15 protein-coding genes are annotated in these 15,468 nt (G+C 42.3%); 10 read left to right on the top strand and 5 right to left on the bottom strand.

Going from position 1 to position 15,468, the window contains the following annotated elements:
* The first annotated feature begins 192 nt into the window (after positions 1 to 192).
* Positions 193 to 1,403 (top strand): IS3 family transposase gene (locus ACPUEY_RS09440; RefSeq protein WP_425121902.1). Its coding sequence is split into 2 segments (ribosomal slippage): positions 193 to 550 and positions 550 to 1,403, totalling 1,212 coding nucleotides; the frame shifts between segments, so codons are not numbered across the junction.
* Positions 1,404 to 1,441: 38 nt separating this feature from the next.
* Here the strand turns inward: ACPUEY_RS09440 and ilvA are convergent.
* On the bottom strand, positions 1,442 to 2,980 hold the full coding sequence (ilvA, locus tag ACPUEY_RS09435; RefSeq protein ID WP_092819450.1) for a threonine ammonia-lyase, biosynthetic: 1,539 nt from the start codon (positions 2,978 to 2,980) through the stop codon (positions 1,442 to 1,444).
* Between the two features lie 107 nt (positions 2,981 to 3,087).
* Between ilvA and rpiA the strand changes: the two genes are divergently transcribed.
* The 7 genes from rpiA to ACPUEY_RS09400 all read left to right on the top strand — a co-directional run bounded on the left by rpiA (position 3,088) and on the right by ACPUEY_RS09400 (position 10,235).
* Positions 3,088 to 3,759 carry a ribose-5-phosphate isomerase RpiA gene (gene rpiA, locus ACPUEY_RS09430; RefSeq protein ID WP_092819451.1) on the top strand — a complete coding sequence of 224 codons (672 nt, stop codon included), beginning with the start codon at positions 3,088 to 3,090 and terminating at the stop codon, positions 3,757 to 3,759.
* A gap of 106 nt (positions 3,760 to 3,865) precedes the next feature.
* Complete coding sequence (locus ACPUEY_RS09425) at positions 3,866 to 4,540, top strand: M48 family metallopeptidase (protein ID WP_425121901.1); 675 nt, start codon at positions 3,866 to 3,868, stop codon at positions 4,538 to 4,540.
* A 635-nt stretch (positions 4,541 to 5,175) separates the two neighbouring features.
* Complete coding sequence (argC, locus tag ACPUEY_RS09420; protein ID WP_425121900.1) at positions 5,176 to 6,231, top strand: N-acetyl-gamma-glutamyl-phosphate reductase; 1,056 nt, start codon at positions 5,176 to 5,178, stop codon at positions 6,229 to 6,231.
* A 78-nt stretch (positions 6,232 to 6,309) separates the two neighbouring features.
* A complete protein-coding gene (locus ACPUEY_RS09415) occupies positions 6,310 to 7,065 on the top strand; it encodes a DUF6776 family protein (protein ID WP_261180981.1) in 756 nt (251 codons plus the stop codon).
* Between the two features lie 18 nt (positions 7,066 to 7,083).
* Positions 7,084 to 7,506, top strand: a complete 423-nt coding sequence (clpS, locus tag ACPUEY_RS09410) for an ATP-dependent Clp protease adapter ClpS (protein WP_092819455.1) — start codon at positions 7,084 to 7,086, stop codon at positions 7,504 to 7,506.
* A gap of 9 nt (positions 7,507 to 7,515) precedes the next feature.
* On the top strand, positions 7,516 to 9,792 hold the full coding sequence (clpA, locus tag ACPUEY_RS09405) for an ATP-dependent Clp protease ATP-binding subunit ClpA (protein WP_092819456.1): 2,277 nt from the start codon (positions 7,516 to 7,518) through the stop codon (positions 9,790 to 9,792).
* An 89-nt stretch (positions 9,793 to 9,881) separates the two neighbouring features.
* Positions 9,882 to 10,235 carry a YnfA family protein gene (locus tag ACPUEY_RS09400; RefSeq protein ID WP_425121899.1) on the top strand — a complete coding sequence of 118 codons (354 nt, stop codon included), beginning with the start codon at positions 9,882 to 9,884 and terminating at the stop codon, positions 10,233 to 10,235.
* Between the two features lie 25 nt (positions 10,236 to 10,260).
* Here the strand turns inward: ACPUEY_RS09400 and ACPUEY_RS09395 are convergent, their stop codons facing one another.
* From ACPUEY_RS09395 to ACPUEY_RS09385, 3 genes are all read right to left on the bottom strand, one after another.
* On the bottom strand, positions 10,261 to 10,731 hold the full coding sequence (locus ACPUEY_RS09395; RefSeq protein WP_261180982.1) for a hypothetical protein: 471 nt from the start codon (positions 10,729 to 10,731) through the stop codon (positions 10,261 to 10,263).
* A 100-nt stretch (positions 10,732 to 10,831) separates the two neighbouring features.
* Complete coding sequence (gene argF / locus ACPUEY_RS09390; RefSeq protein WP_092819458.1) at positions 10,832 to 11,752, bottom strand: ornithine carbamoyltransferase; 921 nt, start codon at positions 11,750 to 11,752, stop codon at positions 10,832 to 10,834.
* 111 nt (positions 11,753 to 11,863) lie between these two features.
* Positions 11,864 to 12,514, bottom strand: coding sequence for a TetR/AcrR family transcriptional regulator (locus ACPUEY_RS09385; protein WP_261180983.1), 651 nt, complete (start codon positions 12,512 to 12,514; stop codon positions 11,864 to 11,866).
* Between the two features lie 246 nt (positions 12,515 to 12,760).
* On the opposite strand from ACPUEY_RS09385, the gene prpB reads away from it, so the two are divergent.
* Both prpB and prpC read left to right on the top strand, forming a co-directional pair.
* Positions 12,761 to 13,636 carry a methylisocitrate lyase gene (prpB, locus tag ACPUEY_RS09380; protein ID WP_425121898.1) on the top strand — a complete coding sequence of 292 codons (876 nt, stop codon included), beginning with the start codon at positions 12,761 to 12,763 and terminating at the stop codon, positions 13,634 to 13,636.
* A gap of 37 nt (positions 13,637 to 13,673) precedes the next feature.
* The gene (gene prpC / locus ACPUEY_RS09375; protein ID WP_092819461.1) at positions 13,674 to 14,810 is read left to right on the top strand and encodes a bifunctional 2-methylcitrate synthase/citrate synthase; all 1,137 of its coding nucleotides are present in this window, start codon (positions 13,674 to 13,676) and stop codon (positions 14,808 to 14,810) included.
* A 33-nt stretch (positions 14,811 to 14,843) separates the two neighbouring features.
* Here prpC and ACPUEY_RS09370 read toward each other — a convergent pair whose 3' ends face one another.
* Complete coding sequence (locus tag ACPUEY_RS09370; RefSeq protein WP_425121897.1) at positions 14,844 to 15,467, bottom strand: aminotransferase; 624 nt, start codon at positions 15,465 to 15,467, stop codon at positions 14,844 to 14,846.
* Between the last annotated feature and the right edge of the window lies 1 nt (position 15,468).

Below are 15,468 nucleotides of genomic sequence, written 5' to 3'. Positions count from 1 at the left end.
ATTTATTTGAAAGGAAACTTTTAAGGTCACTCTTTGTGCCTGATAAAAAATGGCGAAAACAAGAAGAACCTCAATTGAGGTTCTTCTTGTGATATTTGTGGGACAGCAGTGCAATGAATGGCTCTTTTTTCAATGAGTGTGTCCCGTCCTGAATAAAGTTGACACTTTCTAAACCTCAATTTGGAGAGTGTAATGAAAACAATCATCAAAAGAACTCAACGAGATTATAGTCTCGCTTTTAAATTTTCGGTTGTTGACCAAGTTGAAAATGGTGAAATGACTTATAAACAAGCACAGGATCGATATGGTATCCAAGGATGTTCCACAGTTTTAGTTTGGCTTCGGAAGCATGGTCGGTTAGATTGGCGTAAAGGTTCACCTTTTTCAAATAGAGGACAGCCCATGTCTGCCCCACGTTCTTTAACACCTGAACAACGGATCAAGCAATTAGAAAAGGAATTGCTTGATACACAAAGAAAAGCCGAATTCTTTGAAGCAGTCATTGAGGTGCTTGAGAAAGAATACGGAGTAAAACTCGTAAAAAAGTCAAGAGGCATATCATCTGCCAAAAGCAAAAAGAAGTAGGCTTAAGTGTTTCACAGTGTTGTCGATATGCTGGCTTTAGTCGACAGGCTTTCTATAAGCAGTGTAAACACGCGACTTTACAAGCAGATCAAGACCGTTTGATTCTTCGACATGTACATTTACAACGTGCCTTACATCCATGTATTGGCACACGTAAATTACATTACTTATTGCAACATCAGGCCCACATACAGGTTGGTCGTGATCATCTGTTTAAGTTGTTGAAAGAACATCGACTATTGATACAACCGAAACGTTCATATCACAAGACAACACAGAGCCATCACCACTTTTATTGTCACCCTAATTTGGTGAAGAACGGGCAATTGAAAGCGGAGCGTATTGAACAACTTTGGGTCTCTGATATCACTTATCTCCCCCTTCAACAGGGTGAAGCGTATCTCAGTTTAGTCACAGATGTCTATTCGAGAAAGATTGTTGGTTATCATGTGCATACTGATTTAACAGCTTTATCTGTGTCGCAAGCCTATAAGCAGGCATTGAAGAGACGACATAATGTAGGTGATCTCATTCATCATTCTGATCGAGGAATACAGTACTGCTCCAAACTCTATCAAGCAGTGCATGCAAAATATGGCATCACCTGTTCGATGACAGATGGTTATGACTGTTATCAAAATGCATTAGCTGAACGAGTCAATGGCATACTCAAAAATGAGTATTTACTTCGTAGGCCTAAGGATTTGCATGAAGCAAAAAAGTGGGTGGCAGATTCGATTCATATCTACAATCATTATAGGCCACATCAAGCCTTAAATTATAAAACGCCCGATGAAGTACATCGAGCGTTTTATTGAAAATAAGTGTCAACCTATTTTAGGACTAGACAGTGGGCTTATTTCAAGAAACGCTGATAACCCAGGTTGTTGGTGATTTCTGCATACGGATAGGTGATACTTTCCAAGGTTTCGATTAAACCATCTGGATTCTGTTGGGCATCTTCAGCTTCGAGGCCTACAAGTACACGACCTTCGGCTGCACCGTGGTTACGGTAGTGGAACAGGGTAATGTTATGGGTAGGTCCTAAGCGTTCCAGGAAGGTGAGTAAGGCACCTGGACGTTCCGGAAATTCGACACGGAACAGACGTTCATTTTCAATGTCTGCATGACCACCGACCAGATAGCGGATATGCAGTTTTGCCACTTCATCATCAGACAGGTCATCTACATCGTATTGAACTTTCAAGGTTTCATAAATGTCGTGACGTTCTTTTTCACCACCTTTCAGGCTGATGCCGACAAAAACCTGTGCAGCACTGGCATCACTGGCGCGATAGTTGAATTCCGTGATATTACGGCCTTGCAGGGCACGGCAGAAATTCAGGAATGAACCTTTTTCTTCTGGAATGGTCACGGCAAAAATGGCTTCTTTACGTTCACCGAGCTCCGTACGTTCGGCAATATAGCGCAAGCGGTCGAAGTTCATGTTGGCACCGCAAACGATCGACACCATGTTTTTGCCTTCAAGTTTATGTTCAGCCACATATTTCTTGATTCCCGCCAGTGCCATGGCACCTGAAGGTTCTACAATGCTGCGGCATTCGTCATAGGTATCTTTAATTGCAGCACAGATTTCGTCTGTGTTCACCAGTACCACATCCGGCTCAACAATTGGACCCGAGTTGTCTGATTTTTGCATACGAATCACATCAAACGGTTTTTCACCAATTTGAGCGACCGCCGTACCATCAGCAAATAAACCTACCGAAGGTAAAATCACACGTTCATTGGCTTCAAAAGCGGCTTTTAAACATGCCGATTCATCATATTCCACCGGAATGACTTTCACGTGTGGCGCAACATCGCCCAGGTAAGCTGCAACACCGGCAATCAAACCGCCACCTCCAACGGCAACAAATACATATTCCACATCACGCCATTGACGCAAAATTTCATTGGCAATGGTGCCTTGACCGGCCATCACCAGTTCATCGTCATAAGGGGGAATAAAGGTCATGCCATCTTCGGTAGCGCGTTGAATCGCATATCTGTTGGCAACATCGAAAGAATCGCCGTGCAAGACCACTTCACCACCCAAACGTTTTACTGCCTGAACTTTAATGTCAGGCGTGGTTTTTGGCATGACAATAATGGCGCGAATTCCCAGTTTTTTACCAGATAGGGCCACACCTTGTGCATGGTTACCTGCTGAAGCCGTAATAACGCCACGTTCCAACTGAGATTTCGGTAATTGACTAATACGGTTGTAGGCACCGCGTAGTTTAAAGGAAAAGACAGGTTGCAAATCTTCGCGTTTAAAGCGAATGTTGTTGTTTAGCTTTTCACTAATTCGTGGCGCTGCTTCGAGTGGAGTTTCGATTGCAACGTCATACACCGTTGCTTGTAATATTTGTCGAACCAAACGAGACAGCATGTTAATTTTCCATCTAACAGTTTAAAATAGGCCTTTATTGTAACAAACCCCTGTACATTTGGGCTGTTAAATCAGCAACAAATGTCAAAAAATAGTTGAGCCAAGTTATGAGTCTGTATGCTACCCAAGATGAAAAGAAACAAGCTGCTGCAAAAGCCGCTTTAAAACACTTGCCTAAAGGCGGGATTTTGGGGGTAGGTACAGGAAGTACAGTGAACTTCCTCATTGAATTATTGCCAGAATTGCAACTGGAAGCTGCGGTTGCAAGTTCTGAAGCGACTGCCGAGCGTCTGAAAAAATTGGGCATTGAAGTGGTCGACATGAACTCTGTAGGTGGTCTGGATGCCTATGTAGATGGCGCTGACGAAATTGACCGTCACATGCATATGATTAAAGGCGGCGGCGCTGCACTGACCCGTGAAAAAATCGTGGCATCGATTGCAAAGAAATTTGTCTGTATCGTGGATGATTCAAAATGGGTTGAGCAATTGGGCCGTGATTTCCCGCTTCCTGTAGAGGTCATTCCAATGGCGCGTTCTGCGGTAGCCCGTAAAATTGTTTCACTCGGCGGTGACCCGGTTTACCGTGAAGGTGTAGTGACAGATAACGGCAATGTGATTCTAGATGTGCACAACCTGAATATCTTGAATGCGCTTGAACTTGAAAAAACCATTAACAACATTCCAGGTGTGGTGTGTAACGGTATTTTTGCGTTGAATAAAGCCGATATTGCTGTAGTTGCAACAGACAACGGCATTGAAGAGCGTACTGCGGTTTAATCCATTAATTCAATAGATAGAATCCCCCTAAATCCCCCTTTGCTAAAGGGGGACTTTTAAAAGCCCCTCTTTGAAAAAGAGGGGTTGGGGGAGATTAAAAAAACAAATGACCCTAAACAATCTACCTGAAATCCAGATTATCCGTCATGCGCGAGCGAAACGTTTGCGCTTGCGTGTTGACTCGGCCCAAATTCGTTTAACTGTGCCGCTACTGTGCAGCAAGCGAAAAATTCAAAACTTTCTGGATCAGGCTGAAGAATGGTTGCTGAAAACCTGGCAACAGCAAGCACAGCATATACAGCAGCAGATATTGCCGAATGAACTAAAGCTTTTTAATTTAGAGCAACCTTTACAGATTATTTATCAAGTTCAAAAACACTCATTTATTTTCGATGATCAGAATTTACAGCTATTCATTAGTGACCGTCAGCCTGAACAATATTTAAAAGCTTTCGTAATTGCTTATGCCAAGCAGCATTTGCCCATTTACTTAGAGCAAACCAGCCAGGAATGTCAGCTGAATTTTGGAAAATGTTCAATCCGACAACCGAAAACGCGCTGGGGGAGTTGCTCGGCCAAACATGACATTATGTTGAATGGTGGGTTGGTGTTGTTTCCTGAACAGGTGATCCGTTATGTCTGTGTGCATGAGCTGGCACATACCCGGCATTTTGACCATAGTCCAAGGTTTTGGGCAGAGGTGGGGAAACATGATGCAAATTATCAGCAACATCGCAAAATTTTAAAAAGTACTCCAATGCCGTATTGGTGGTGCACTTAAAAGAATTCGGCGGATATCCAGCATCACTTAAAAATTACTCGGGTCATATTTGTCAGCCTGATATAAATAGATGATTTTGCATTCCTAAACTGTTCTGAATGGCGAATATAGAGTCTTTAAGAATTTATCAACGTTTGGATAAAAACTGCAGTTGAGTATTTTTTATTATTTTACGCAGTAAATAGCCTAAGCAAATCAAATATTCCATAACTGTAGTTTCAGTTAAAATAAACCATAAAAATTAGAATTTTGCTTAAAATAAAGTGGAATAGAGTGGCGTTAAGTCAGCTGGTTTTTTGATGTGTACTCCAGCATTGTTCTTCTATTTGTTATTGCACTGTTTTAGAGTATGGAAAAATCTGTTCCCAAATTCTAACAACCTTGGGGACAGTACTTGCTGTGATTAGGTTATCGACTAGTAGTGATGCGATTATATTATTGGCTTTAGCGGGATTTTTTCTGCTGTCTATCTGGGTTGCCGAAGCTGGAAACAGCTAATTCATGAACTGAAAATAGGGCTGAGAAACAGGTCTAAAATTTATAAAAAAACATCAAACCTTTGAGAAATGGTTTAGAAAACGTGAACTTCCTGTCATACTACGCAGTTACGAAATGGAAACTTTTGATTTGAGGTAGTGATCGTGATTACTGTTGGTATTGTCGGTGGTACAGGTTATACAGGCGTTGAATTGTTGCGTCTTTTACTACGACACCCAAATGTACAGGTAAATGTACTGACATCACGTACCGAAAATGGTCGCCGTGTCGATGACATGTTCCCAAGCTTGCGTGGTCATACCGACCTTCAATATTCAGATTTGAACATTGATGAGCTGAAAAAATGCGATGTGGTTTTCTTTGCAACCCCACATGGTGTAGCCATGAAACATGCGGCAGAACTGGTGGCAGCGAATACTAAAGTCATCGACTTGGCGGCAGATTTCCGCTTACAGGACTTGGCACAATTTGAAAAATGGTATGGTCTTGAGCATTCCTGCCCAGATATTTTAAAAGATTCCGTTTACGGTCTGTCAGAACTGAACCGTGACAAAATTAAAAATGCCAAGGTGATTGGTAATCCGGGTTGCTATCCAACGACTGTGCAACTTGGTCTTGCACCATTATTTAAACAAACTGAAGCATTGGTGAAACCGGAAAGCATTATTATTGATGCAAAATCCGGGGTATCTGGTGCAGGTCGTAAAGCCAGCCTCGGCATGATTTATTCTGAAAATGCCGATAACTTTAAGGCCTATGGCGTTGCAGGTCACCGTCATCATCCTGAAATTGTGGAAGCACTGGAAAATATTTCCGGTCAAAAGGGCGTGTTCGATCACATCGTTTTTGTACCGCATTTGGTGCCGATGATCCGTGGCATGCTCAGCACGATCTATATTGATTTGACAGATGCAGGGGATGCTGCGGACTTGCAAAGCCTGTATGAACAGTTTTATGCCAATGAACAGTTTGTAGATGTAATGCCTGCCAACAGCTCGCCAGAAACACGTTCGGTGCGTGGTGCGAACCAGCTCCGAATTGCCTTGTATAAACCGCAACCGAAAAAACTGATTGTGTTATCTGTACAGGACAATCTGGTGAAAGGTGCGGCAGGACAGGCGGTACAAAATATGAACCTGATGTTTGGCTTTGCTGAAAATGCAGGTCTTGCTGGAATTGGTTTATTACCATAAAAAACGTTTTTCGACTTCACACACATTTGGATTTGGATTTAAATGTGTGCTTTGAATGAATCAAAATTAGAGATGACGATGCCGAATACAGAATCAAATACTCCGTCACAGCTACCTTTTCTGAGTAAAAAACCTTTTTTAAAAGGGAATTTGCCGTTGGCAATTGGTGCTGCCATTTTGGTAGCAGGCAGTGGTTTATTGGGTTATTCGGTTGGGCATCGGCAAGGTTTGACTGCAGTGGGCTATGAAGCAGATGCAGAACAGCTGGTCGAAGTGGTACAAAAGCAAAAGAGCAGTTTGCAAACACTGAACAAGAATTTGAATCTGGCTGTACAGGAACGTGATGTTGCAGTCAGCAATTCAAATGATTTGTTTGTTGCTTTGAATCAGGCTCGTGAAGATAAGGCCCAGTCTGAAGGTTTGGCCGTAATCTACCGGGAAGTGTTACGCCAGCGTGGCGGTTTAAGCCTGACCATACAAAATATCGGCATTAAGCCCTTGCCGGAAAATGCTTATGAATACGAGCTGGATCTGGTTCAAGTCAGTCCGAATCGACGGGGGATTTCCGGAACTGTAGAGTTACGCTTGATTCAAGGCACTGAAGTTTTAGTGGTTCCTATGGAAGACAAAAACTTTAACTTTGAAGATTATGAACGCTTAACCGGACGCTGGACCATGCCTAAAGGCTTTACGCCACAATTCATTGAAGTGCGTTTAAGCGGTGCAACAAGTACACCAGTGATTAAACGTTTTAGTTGGGGTCGTGGCAAACCGATAGAGAGTCAATCGGCATTTATTTCTGAAATTCCTCAAGCAGAAGCAAATGCACAATAAATGTGAATTAAAAATCCTATGCGAATGAATAAGCGTCATCATTGTTTAAACACCCTCAAGAATTCTTTTCATCAATCGGGATATGTCGACTGGCATATTAGTCCACGCTTAAGTAATGACTCGCAGGATGATTCAGAAGGGACTGACGGGGATATTGCGGTACAAACCGCTCCCCCTGAATTAAAACGTCCACCCTTGTATGCTGTCGTCTTAATGAATGACGATTACACCCCTATGGACTTTGTAATTGAAATTTTACAACAATACTTTGCTTTGAATCTTGACCAAGCGACCCAAGTAATGCTAACTGTACATTATGAAGGGAAAGGTGTTGCAGGCGTTTATCCACGAGACATTGCGGAAACGAAAGCGAACCAAGTCAATAATTATGCTCGGTCTCAAGGTCATCCATTACTTTGCCAGATTGAGCCAAAAGATTAAGGGGATTACATGCTCAGTCGTCAATTAGAAGTATCCTTACGTTTGGCTGTCAGCATGGCTCGTCAAAAGAGACATGAGTTTCTCACGGTTGAACATTTATTGTTGGCTTTACTGGATAATGACTCTGCGGTAAATGCGCTGAAAGCATGTGGAGCAGACATTATCGTTCTTCGTAAAGAACTGGAAGAATATGTTGAGCAACACACCCCTAAATTAGGCGAACATAGCGATCAGGCGCCACATCCGACTGAAAGTTTTGACCGTATTCTGCAACGTGCAATTTTCCATGTGCAATCCAGCGGTGGTGATCGTACGGTTGAAGGTGCAGACATTCTTGTTGCAATGTATTCTGAACGTGATTCTTTTGCGGTTTACTTGCTTAAACGCCATCAAATTAACCGTTTAACATTAACTCAATATTTATCTCACGGTACACGTAAAGAAGACGTACAGGCTGAAGAGGAAGTGGAAGAGCTGGATGGAGAAACATCAAGTTCGTCAAATGCAGGTCCACTGGATTTATACACCACCAATTTGAATGTGGAAGCGCAAAAAGGCAAAACAGATCCTTTGATCGGGCGCGAAAAAGAAATCGAACGTACGGCACAAATTTTATGCCGTCGCCGTAAAAACAATCCCTTGCTGGTCGGTGATCCGGGTGTAGGTAAGACCTCAATTGCAGAAGGCTTGGCTTGGTTGATCGTTAACGGTAAAGCACCTAAGCCACTTGCAAATGCAGAAGTATATAGTCTGGATATTGGTGCCTTGGTTGCAGGAACCAAATATCGCGGTGACTTTGAAAAGCGCCTGAAACAATTGCTGAATGCGTTAAAAAAGAAACCGGAAGCGGTGCTCTTTATTGATGAAATTCACATGATTATTGGCGCTGGCTCAAGTATGGGCAGCACCATGGATGCATCAAATTTAATCAAGCCGGCATTATCGAATGGAACTTTGCGTTGCATAGGTTCAACCACTTTTCAGGAATACCGTCAGGTGTTTGAAAAAGATCATGCACTGTCTCGCCGTTTCCAGAAAATTGATGTCAATGAACCTTCTATTCCAGAAACCATTGATATCTTGCGAGGCTTAAAATCCAAGTTTGAAGATTTTCATCACGTACAGTATGAAGATAAAGCTTTGGTTTCTGCAGTGGAGTTATCAGCCAAGTTTATTAATGACCGTTTCTTGCCAGACAAAGCAATTGATGTGATTGACGAGGCAGGGGCTCAACGCCGTTTGAAAGCTGAGCAAGATGATACGTTGATTACGGTTGAAAACATTGAAGATATCATCTCCAAGATTGCGCGTATTCCACCGAAAACCGTATCCAAAGATGATAAAACGGTGCTTTCCAACCTTGAGCGTGATCTTAAACGTGTGGTGTTTGGTCAGGATGAAGCGATTGAAGCATTGTCCTCAGCGATTAAATTATCACGTGCCGGCCTGAAATCACCGGATAAACCTGTCGGTAGCTTTGTTTTTGCAGGTCCAACCGGGGTAGGTAAAACTGAAGTAACCAAGCAATTGGCAAAATTGTTGGGCGTAGAGCTGGTCCGTTTCGATATGTCGGAATATATGGAGCGTCATGCAGTTTCACGTTTAATTGGTGCGCCTCCGGGATATGTGGGTTTCGATCAGGGTGGTTTGCTGACCGATGCGATTCATAAGAGTCCACATTGTGTATTGCTGCTGGATGAAATTGAAAAAGCGCATCCGGATGTATTTAACTTATTGTTGCAAATTATGGATCATGGCTCGTTAACAGATAATAATGGTCGCAAGTCAGATTTCCGTAATGTGATTCTGGTACTCACCACTAATATCGGTGCGGAGAGCATTTCACGTGTCAGCATCGGTTTTAGAGAGCAAGACAACAGCAATGACAATCAGGAAGCGATGAAACGCGCATTCTCTCCAGAATTCCGTAACCGTCTGGATGGGGTGATCCAATTCAAGGCATTGCCAACCACAATTATTGAAAATGTCGTGGATAAATTCCTGACTGAACTTCAGGCACAGCTGGATGATAAAAAAGTAATTCTTGAAGTGGATAAGAGTGCACGTGAATGGATGGCTGAAAATGGCTATGATCGTTTGATGGGTGCTCGTCCAATGCAACGCCTGATTCAGGAACACCTGAAAAAACCGCTTGCTGAAATGATCCTCTTTGGTGAATTGGCAGAACATGGCGGTAATGTTGCGGTTTCTGTGAAGAAAGAAAATGGTAAAGCGGTCGGTCTTAAACTGGAAGTGTTTGAAGATCAAACAGCGGAACCTGCTTAATCAAAACCATTAATAAAATAACCCGTGTTCGCACGGGTTATTTTATTTTACTTGCTCGCATTCTGATCCTTTCCTGAAAATTTAAAATTATGGATATTCAACTGCATAAGGTTATTACTACATGTCTATTATTTTTAGTCACTGCTGTGATGGAGATTTTAGGCTGTTACTTCCCTTATCTGATTCTGAATCAAGGAAAATCCCATTGGTTATGGTTGCCTACGGCTTTGGCCTTGGCGGTATTTGTCTGGTTGCTGACTTTGCATCCTGCTGCCTCGGGGCGAATTTATGCAGCCTATGGCGGCATTTATATTTTTACCGCTTTAATGTGGCTACGTTTTGTTGATCATGTCACTCTGACACGTTGGGATATGCTAGGAGGATTGGTGGTCATACTGGGTGCGATGCTTATTATTTTACAGCCGCAAGGTTTGATACGTTAGTCAACTAACGTATCAAGATACTCTCTTAAAAAGAACATTCACTATTTTTAATTTTAAAGTCATAGTTTTTACTTTCTGATGACAACTTTAATTCAACATGATAGGGATTGACACGCTGAAATTCATTTTCAAACAATAAGCTGCAGTTTTGCAGGATATTTTTTCTAAGCAGCTTTTTGACTTCCTTATCTCCTACATCCTGAGCAAACTGGGCAAAATCAGGCGTGGTAATAATGCCTTCAATCTTTACTTCATTCGCGCTCATTTGGTACTTTTCCATCAGCATGTTTTGATCGATCTGGAAAGGCAGGGTGCGCGAATCTTCATCGCTGATCACATCTAAAATTTCATTTAGGGCTTTGCGGTCTTTGATTTTATAAGATGAATCCAGAATTTGCTTTTTAACAAAATATTGATCAAGTTCGGTGGCTTTTGCATGTGCGGTATTGAATATGAGAAAAGTGCTGAAACAAAAAAATATTGTTTTAAATGGCATGATCATCATCACTTAAAATGTTTATGGTCTAAATTAAACAATTTATAAGCATAAAAAAAGCACCCGAAGGTACTTTTTTAGAAAACTTTAGGTCGAAAATTTAATCTTGTTTTAAATTCTCGTTTAACAAGAATTCAACCAGCGCTTTTTGTGCATGCAGGCGGTTTTCAGCTTCATCCCAAACCACGGCATTTTTGTGGTCGAGCATGTTTTCTGAAATTTCTTCGCCGCGGTGAGCGGGTAAGCAGTGCATGAACAGGCAATCCGGGTGTGCAAGATCCATTAAACGCTCATTGACCTGATAATCAGCAAAGGCTTTTTCACGGATTTTTTGCTCTTCTTCCTGGCCCATGCTCGCCCAGACATCAGTCACGATCAGGTCGGCATTTACCGCTGCATCTTCAGCCGAATCGACAAGTTCGACACAATGCGCAAATTCGGTCAGGAATTTTTCTTGCGGCTCATAGCCTTTAGGCGCTGCAATTTTAAGTTTAAAGCCCCACATGTGCGCTGCTTCAATATAAGAGTTGCACATGTTATTGCCATCACCAATCCAGGCAACGGTTTTACCTTCAATTGAACCACGATGTTCGAGGTAAGTTTGCATGTCAGCCAATAATTGGCAAGGATGGTGATCATCTGTTAATGCATTGATTACAGGTACTTTTGAATAAGAAGCAAAACGCTCAACGATGTCATGGCCAAAAGTACGGATCATCACGATATCCAGCATGCTCGATATCACGCGCGCCGAATCTTCAACTGGCTCACCGCGACCAAGTTGGGAGTCGCGTGAAGAAAGGAAAATTGCGCTACCACCGAATTGACTCATGCCAGCTTCAAACGAAACACGTGTACGAGTACTGGATTTTTCAAAAATCATACCCATGACTTTACCAACGAAAGGTTGGAAAACTTCATTGTTATGCTGCTTACGCTTGAGTTCAATCCCGCGTTGCAAAATCTGGTTAAGTTCTAAAGTCGATAAATCACGTAAAGTCAGAAAGTGACGGAGAGCCATCATTTACTCCACAATAACCGCTGAAAAAATCATCAGCAATTAGTTGCTGGTTGGTTAAGAAAAAATACGGAATCGGCTAATATACTATATGCGAGACAAATTGCAAAAAATCTAATGAGGTTGATGACCTTCCAGGAAGCGATCTACACAATAAGTGATGTAATTGATGGTTTCTTGATCATTTTCACCGATTGGAACACCCATGAGCACGCACCATTCAATATTACGGATAATGCCAAAATACAGTTGAGCAGAATAAATCGGTTGTTTACATTGAATCATCCCGATTTCATCCGCTTTGGTTAGCGCATTGGCTATAGCAATTTGAATATGCTTTGGACCCTGTTCGTGAATGTAGAGGGCGAGTTGTGGGCTGCGCTGTGTCTGTTCAATGATTAAGCGAAGGAAGGCAGCATTCTCTGGAAGCATCAAGTGCTGTTTAACATTCATCAGGGTTTGAATTAAATAGGCACGAAGATCATCTTTGCCGTGTTCAAACGGGATGCAAATGTCTTTAAAAAACTGTTCCCGACGATAATCGCAAATCGCGGTGAATAGGCCTTCTTTATTGCCGAAAAATTTGTAGATTGACGCTTTGGAACCGCCTGCATGATTGACAATGTCATCCAGAGACACAGCATCATAACCATGTTTCAAAAACAGCTCATTGGCACTGAGTAAAAGCGCCAGACATCGTTCATGACCACGTTTTGTTTGTGGTGTATCACGAGCGAGTGGTTCTAATTGAGCGAGTTCTTGCATATGGCGTATTGGCTTCAATAATTAAAAAATGAAATCAATTGCAATTATAGCAAAAATATGCACACATTTCTTGAAATAAAGGCGTTGTCTTATTTTGAAACAATTATGAAGAAACGAAATATTACTATAGTTTTGCTGAATATTTGACTAAAGTTATAGAGTAAAGATTCTAAATAGTCATGGTCACACAGGGGTTTATGGATATACTCAAACTTCGATAAATAAAGTGAAACTGTGGAAAGGAAGATGACACAACAAATGTCTGCAGGCTTAAGATTTAGACAAGCACTGGAAGTGGAAAAGCCATTACAAATTATCGGCACAGTAAATGCCTATGCAGCCATGATGGCAAAAGAAGTAGGTTATAAAGCCATTTATGTATCGGGAGCAGGCGTTGCCAACTATTCTTATGGCCTGCCTGACCTGGGTATGACCAGTTTAGACAATGTTCTTGAAGATGTACGTCGTATTACCGAACGTGTAGACACACCGCTTCTTGTGGATATCGATACCGGCTGGGGTGGTGCATTTAACATTGCCCGTACCATTAAACAAATGATCTCTGCAGGTGCTGCAGCAGTGCATATTGAAGATCAGGTTGCACAAAAGCGTTGTGGTCACCGTCCAAACAAGGAAATCGTGTCACAGCAGGAAATGGTCGACCGCATTAAGGCGGCAGTGGATGCCAAAACCGATTCGAACTTTGTCGTGATGGCGCGTACCGATGCCTTGCAAAAAGAAGGTTTGCAAGCGGTAATTGACCGTGCATGTGCATGTGTGGAAGCGGGTGCAGATGCGATTTTTGCTGAGGCAATGACCGACATTACCATGTATAAAACTGTCTGCGATGCAGTAGGCGTGCCGGTATTGGCAAATATTACCGAATTTGGTGATACGCCTTATTACACTGTAGACGAGTTGGGTGAACAAGGCATTCGTATGGTGCTGTATCCACTTTCTGCGACACGTGCTATGCAGAAAGCGGCACTGGAAGTGATGCGTTCTATTCGTGAAAACGGTACGCAAGTGAATGTGCTGGACAAGATGCAACAACGTAAAGAGCTTTACGAGTTTCTTGATTATCATACGTTTGAGAACACTTTAGATAAACTGTTTAAATAAGTTTTTTAAATAAATAATTCAAAATGGAGAATTAAAAATGGCTGAAGGAAAAGTACTGACAGGTGCAGGATTACGTGGACAGGTTGCAGGTAAAACCGCACTTTCTACTGTTGGTAAGAGTGGCGCAGGCTTAACCTATCGTGGTTATGATGTGCAGGATCTGGCGGAAAATTGCCAATTTGAAGAGGTGGCTTATCTTATCTTCTTTGGTGAATTGCCAACGACTGAACAGCTTGCGGCTTATAAGGCCAAATTGAAATCTTTACGTCAGCTTCCACAAGCATTGAAAGAAGTATTGGAGCGCATTCCGGCAGATTCGCATCCGATGGATGTGATGCGTACCGGTGTGTCCATGCTAGGCAATCTGGAAACTGAAAAATCTTTTGATGAGCAGCAAGATGTTGCCGACCGTATTTTGGCGACTTTACCTGCAATCATCTGCTATTGGTATCGTTATAGTCACGATGGCGTGCGCATTGAAGAAAATACTGATGATGATTCAATCGGTGCTCAATTCCTGCACTTACTTCGTGGTGAAAAACCAAATGAACTGCATGAGCAGGTGATGAATGTATCGTTGATTCTTTATGCGGAGCATGAATTCAACGCATCTACATTTACTGCGCGCGTGTGTGCATCGACCTTGTCTGATATGCACTCATGTATTACCGGTGCCATTGGTTCACTGCGTGGTCCATTACACGGCGGTGCCAATGAAGCAGCGATGGAAATGATTGAAAACTGGACTTCTCCGGAAGAAGCCGAACGCGAAATGCTGGGCAAGCTGGAGCGTAAAGAAAAGATCATGGGCTTTGGTCATGCCATCTATAAAGACAATGATCCACGTAATGGCATCATCAAGATCTGGTCTGAGCGTCTGGCTAAAGATGTAGGTGATACCGTACTTTATCCGGTATCAGTACGCTGTGAAGAAGTGATGTGGCGCGAGAAGAAACTGTTCTGTAATGCGGACTTCTTCCATGCATCTGCTTACCACTTCATGGGGATTGCAACCAAACTGTTCACGCCAATCTTTGTGATGAGTCGTGTAACAGGCTGGGCAGCACATGTAATGGAACAGCGTGCAGACAACCGTATTATCCGTCCAAGCGCGGATTATACTGGTCCTGAACTGCGTAAAGTGGTTCCAATTGCAGAGCGTACTGCAGCTTAAGATAAAAGCATGAATAAAGCCTCGTAAGAGGCTTTATTTTTTTGCAGTCAGTAAAACCGGATCTTCAATGGTGTAACCTGTTTCAAAAGGAATGCCCAGGTATTTAACTACCGCTAGAATCTTCTGTTGTTGGGGAATCTTGTAGGCTTGGGATATGCTTAATCCGTAGCGATAAATGATTGCCTGATGGATCTGGCTTTTCAAGTTTTGACTGCTGAGCTGGTAGCTATAAGTATATTTCGGAATATATTGTTTCGGGTCATACCAGGATTTCTCTTTAGATGTGATTTTCTTTAACACCTGAATTTTGATGCCCGATTGAGGGAGTGGTGCAAGAGGGTTAAGCCGTTTTTTGATTTTTGCTATTTCCTTATCGAACTGCCGACTGTCTTGGTCATAATCAATTTTCCTGGTTTTAGGATTGATATACAGCGAATTCACCTGAATCAGCTTTTCCGGGTATTTGGTGTTTTTAAACTGATAATAATAAAGCTGCGGCAGGCGACCACGACCATCCAGATAATGTTTAAGCAGATAGACTTTTTGCTCTTTGCTTTCATAGCCCAGTACTTGAATATTTTGAGGTCCGCCTACGGTTGCAAAACAGGTGCAGGGCAGCAGTATCAGACTCAATGCGAAAGTTTTACTGTTAAACATG

It is taken from the genome of Acinetobacter sp. G11 (genome assembly GCF_049808495.1).
Lineage (GTDB): Bacteria > Pseudomonadota > Gammaproteobacteria > Pseudomonadales > Moraxellaceae > Acinetobacter > Acinetobacter kookii.
This window is presented reverse-complemented; position numbering and strand designations above follow the sequence as displayed.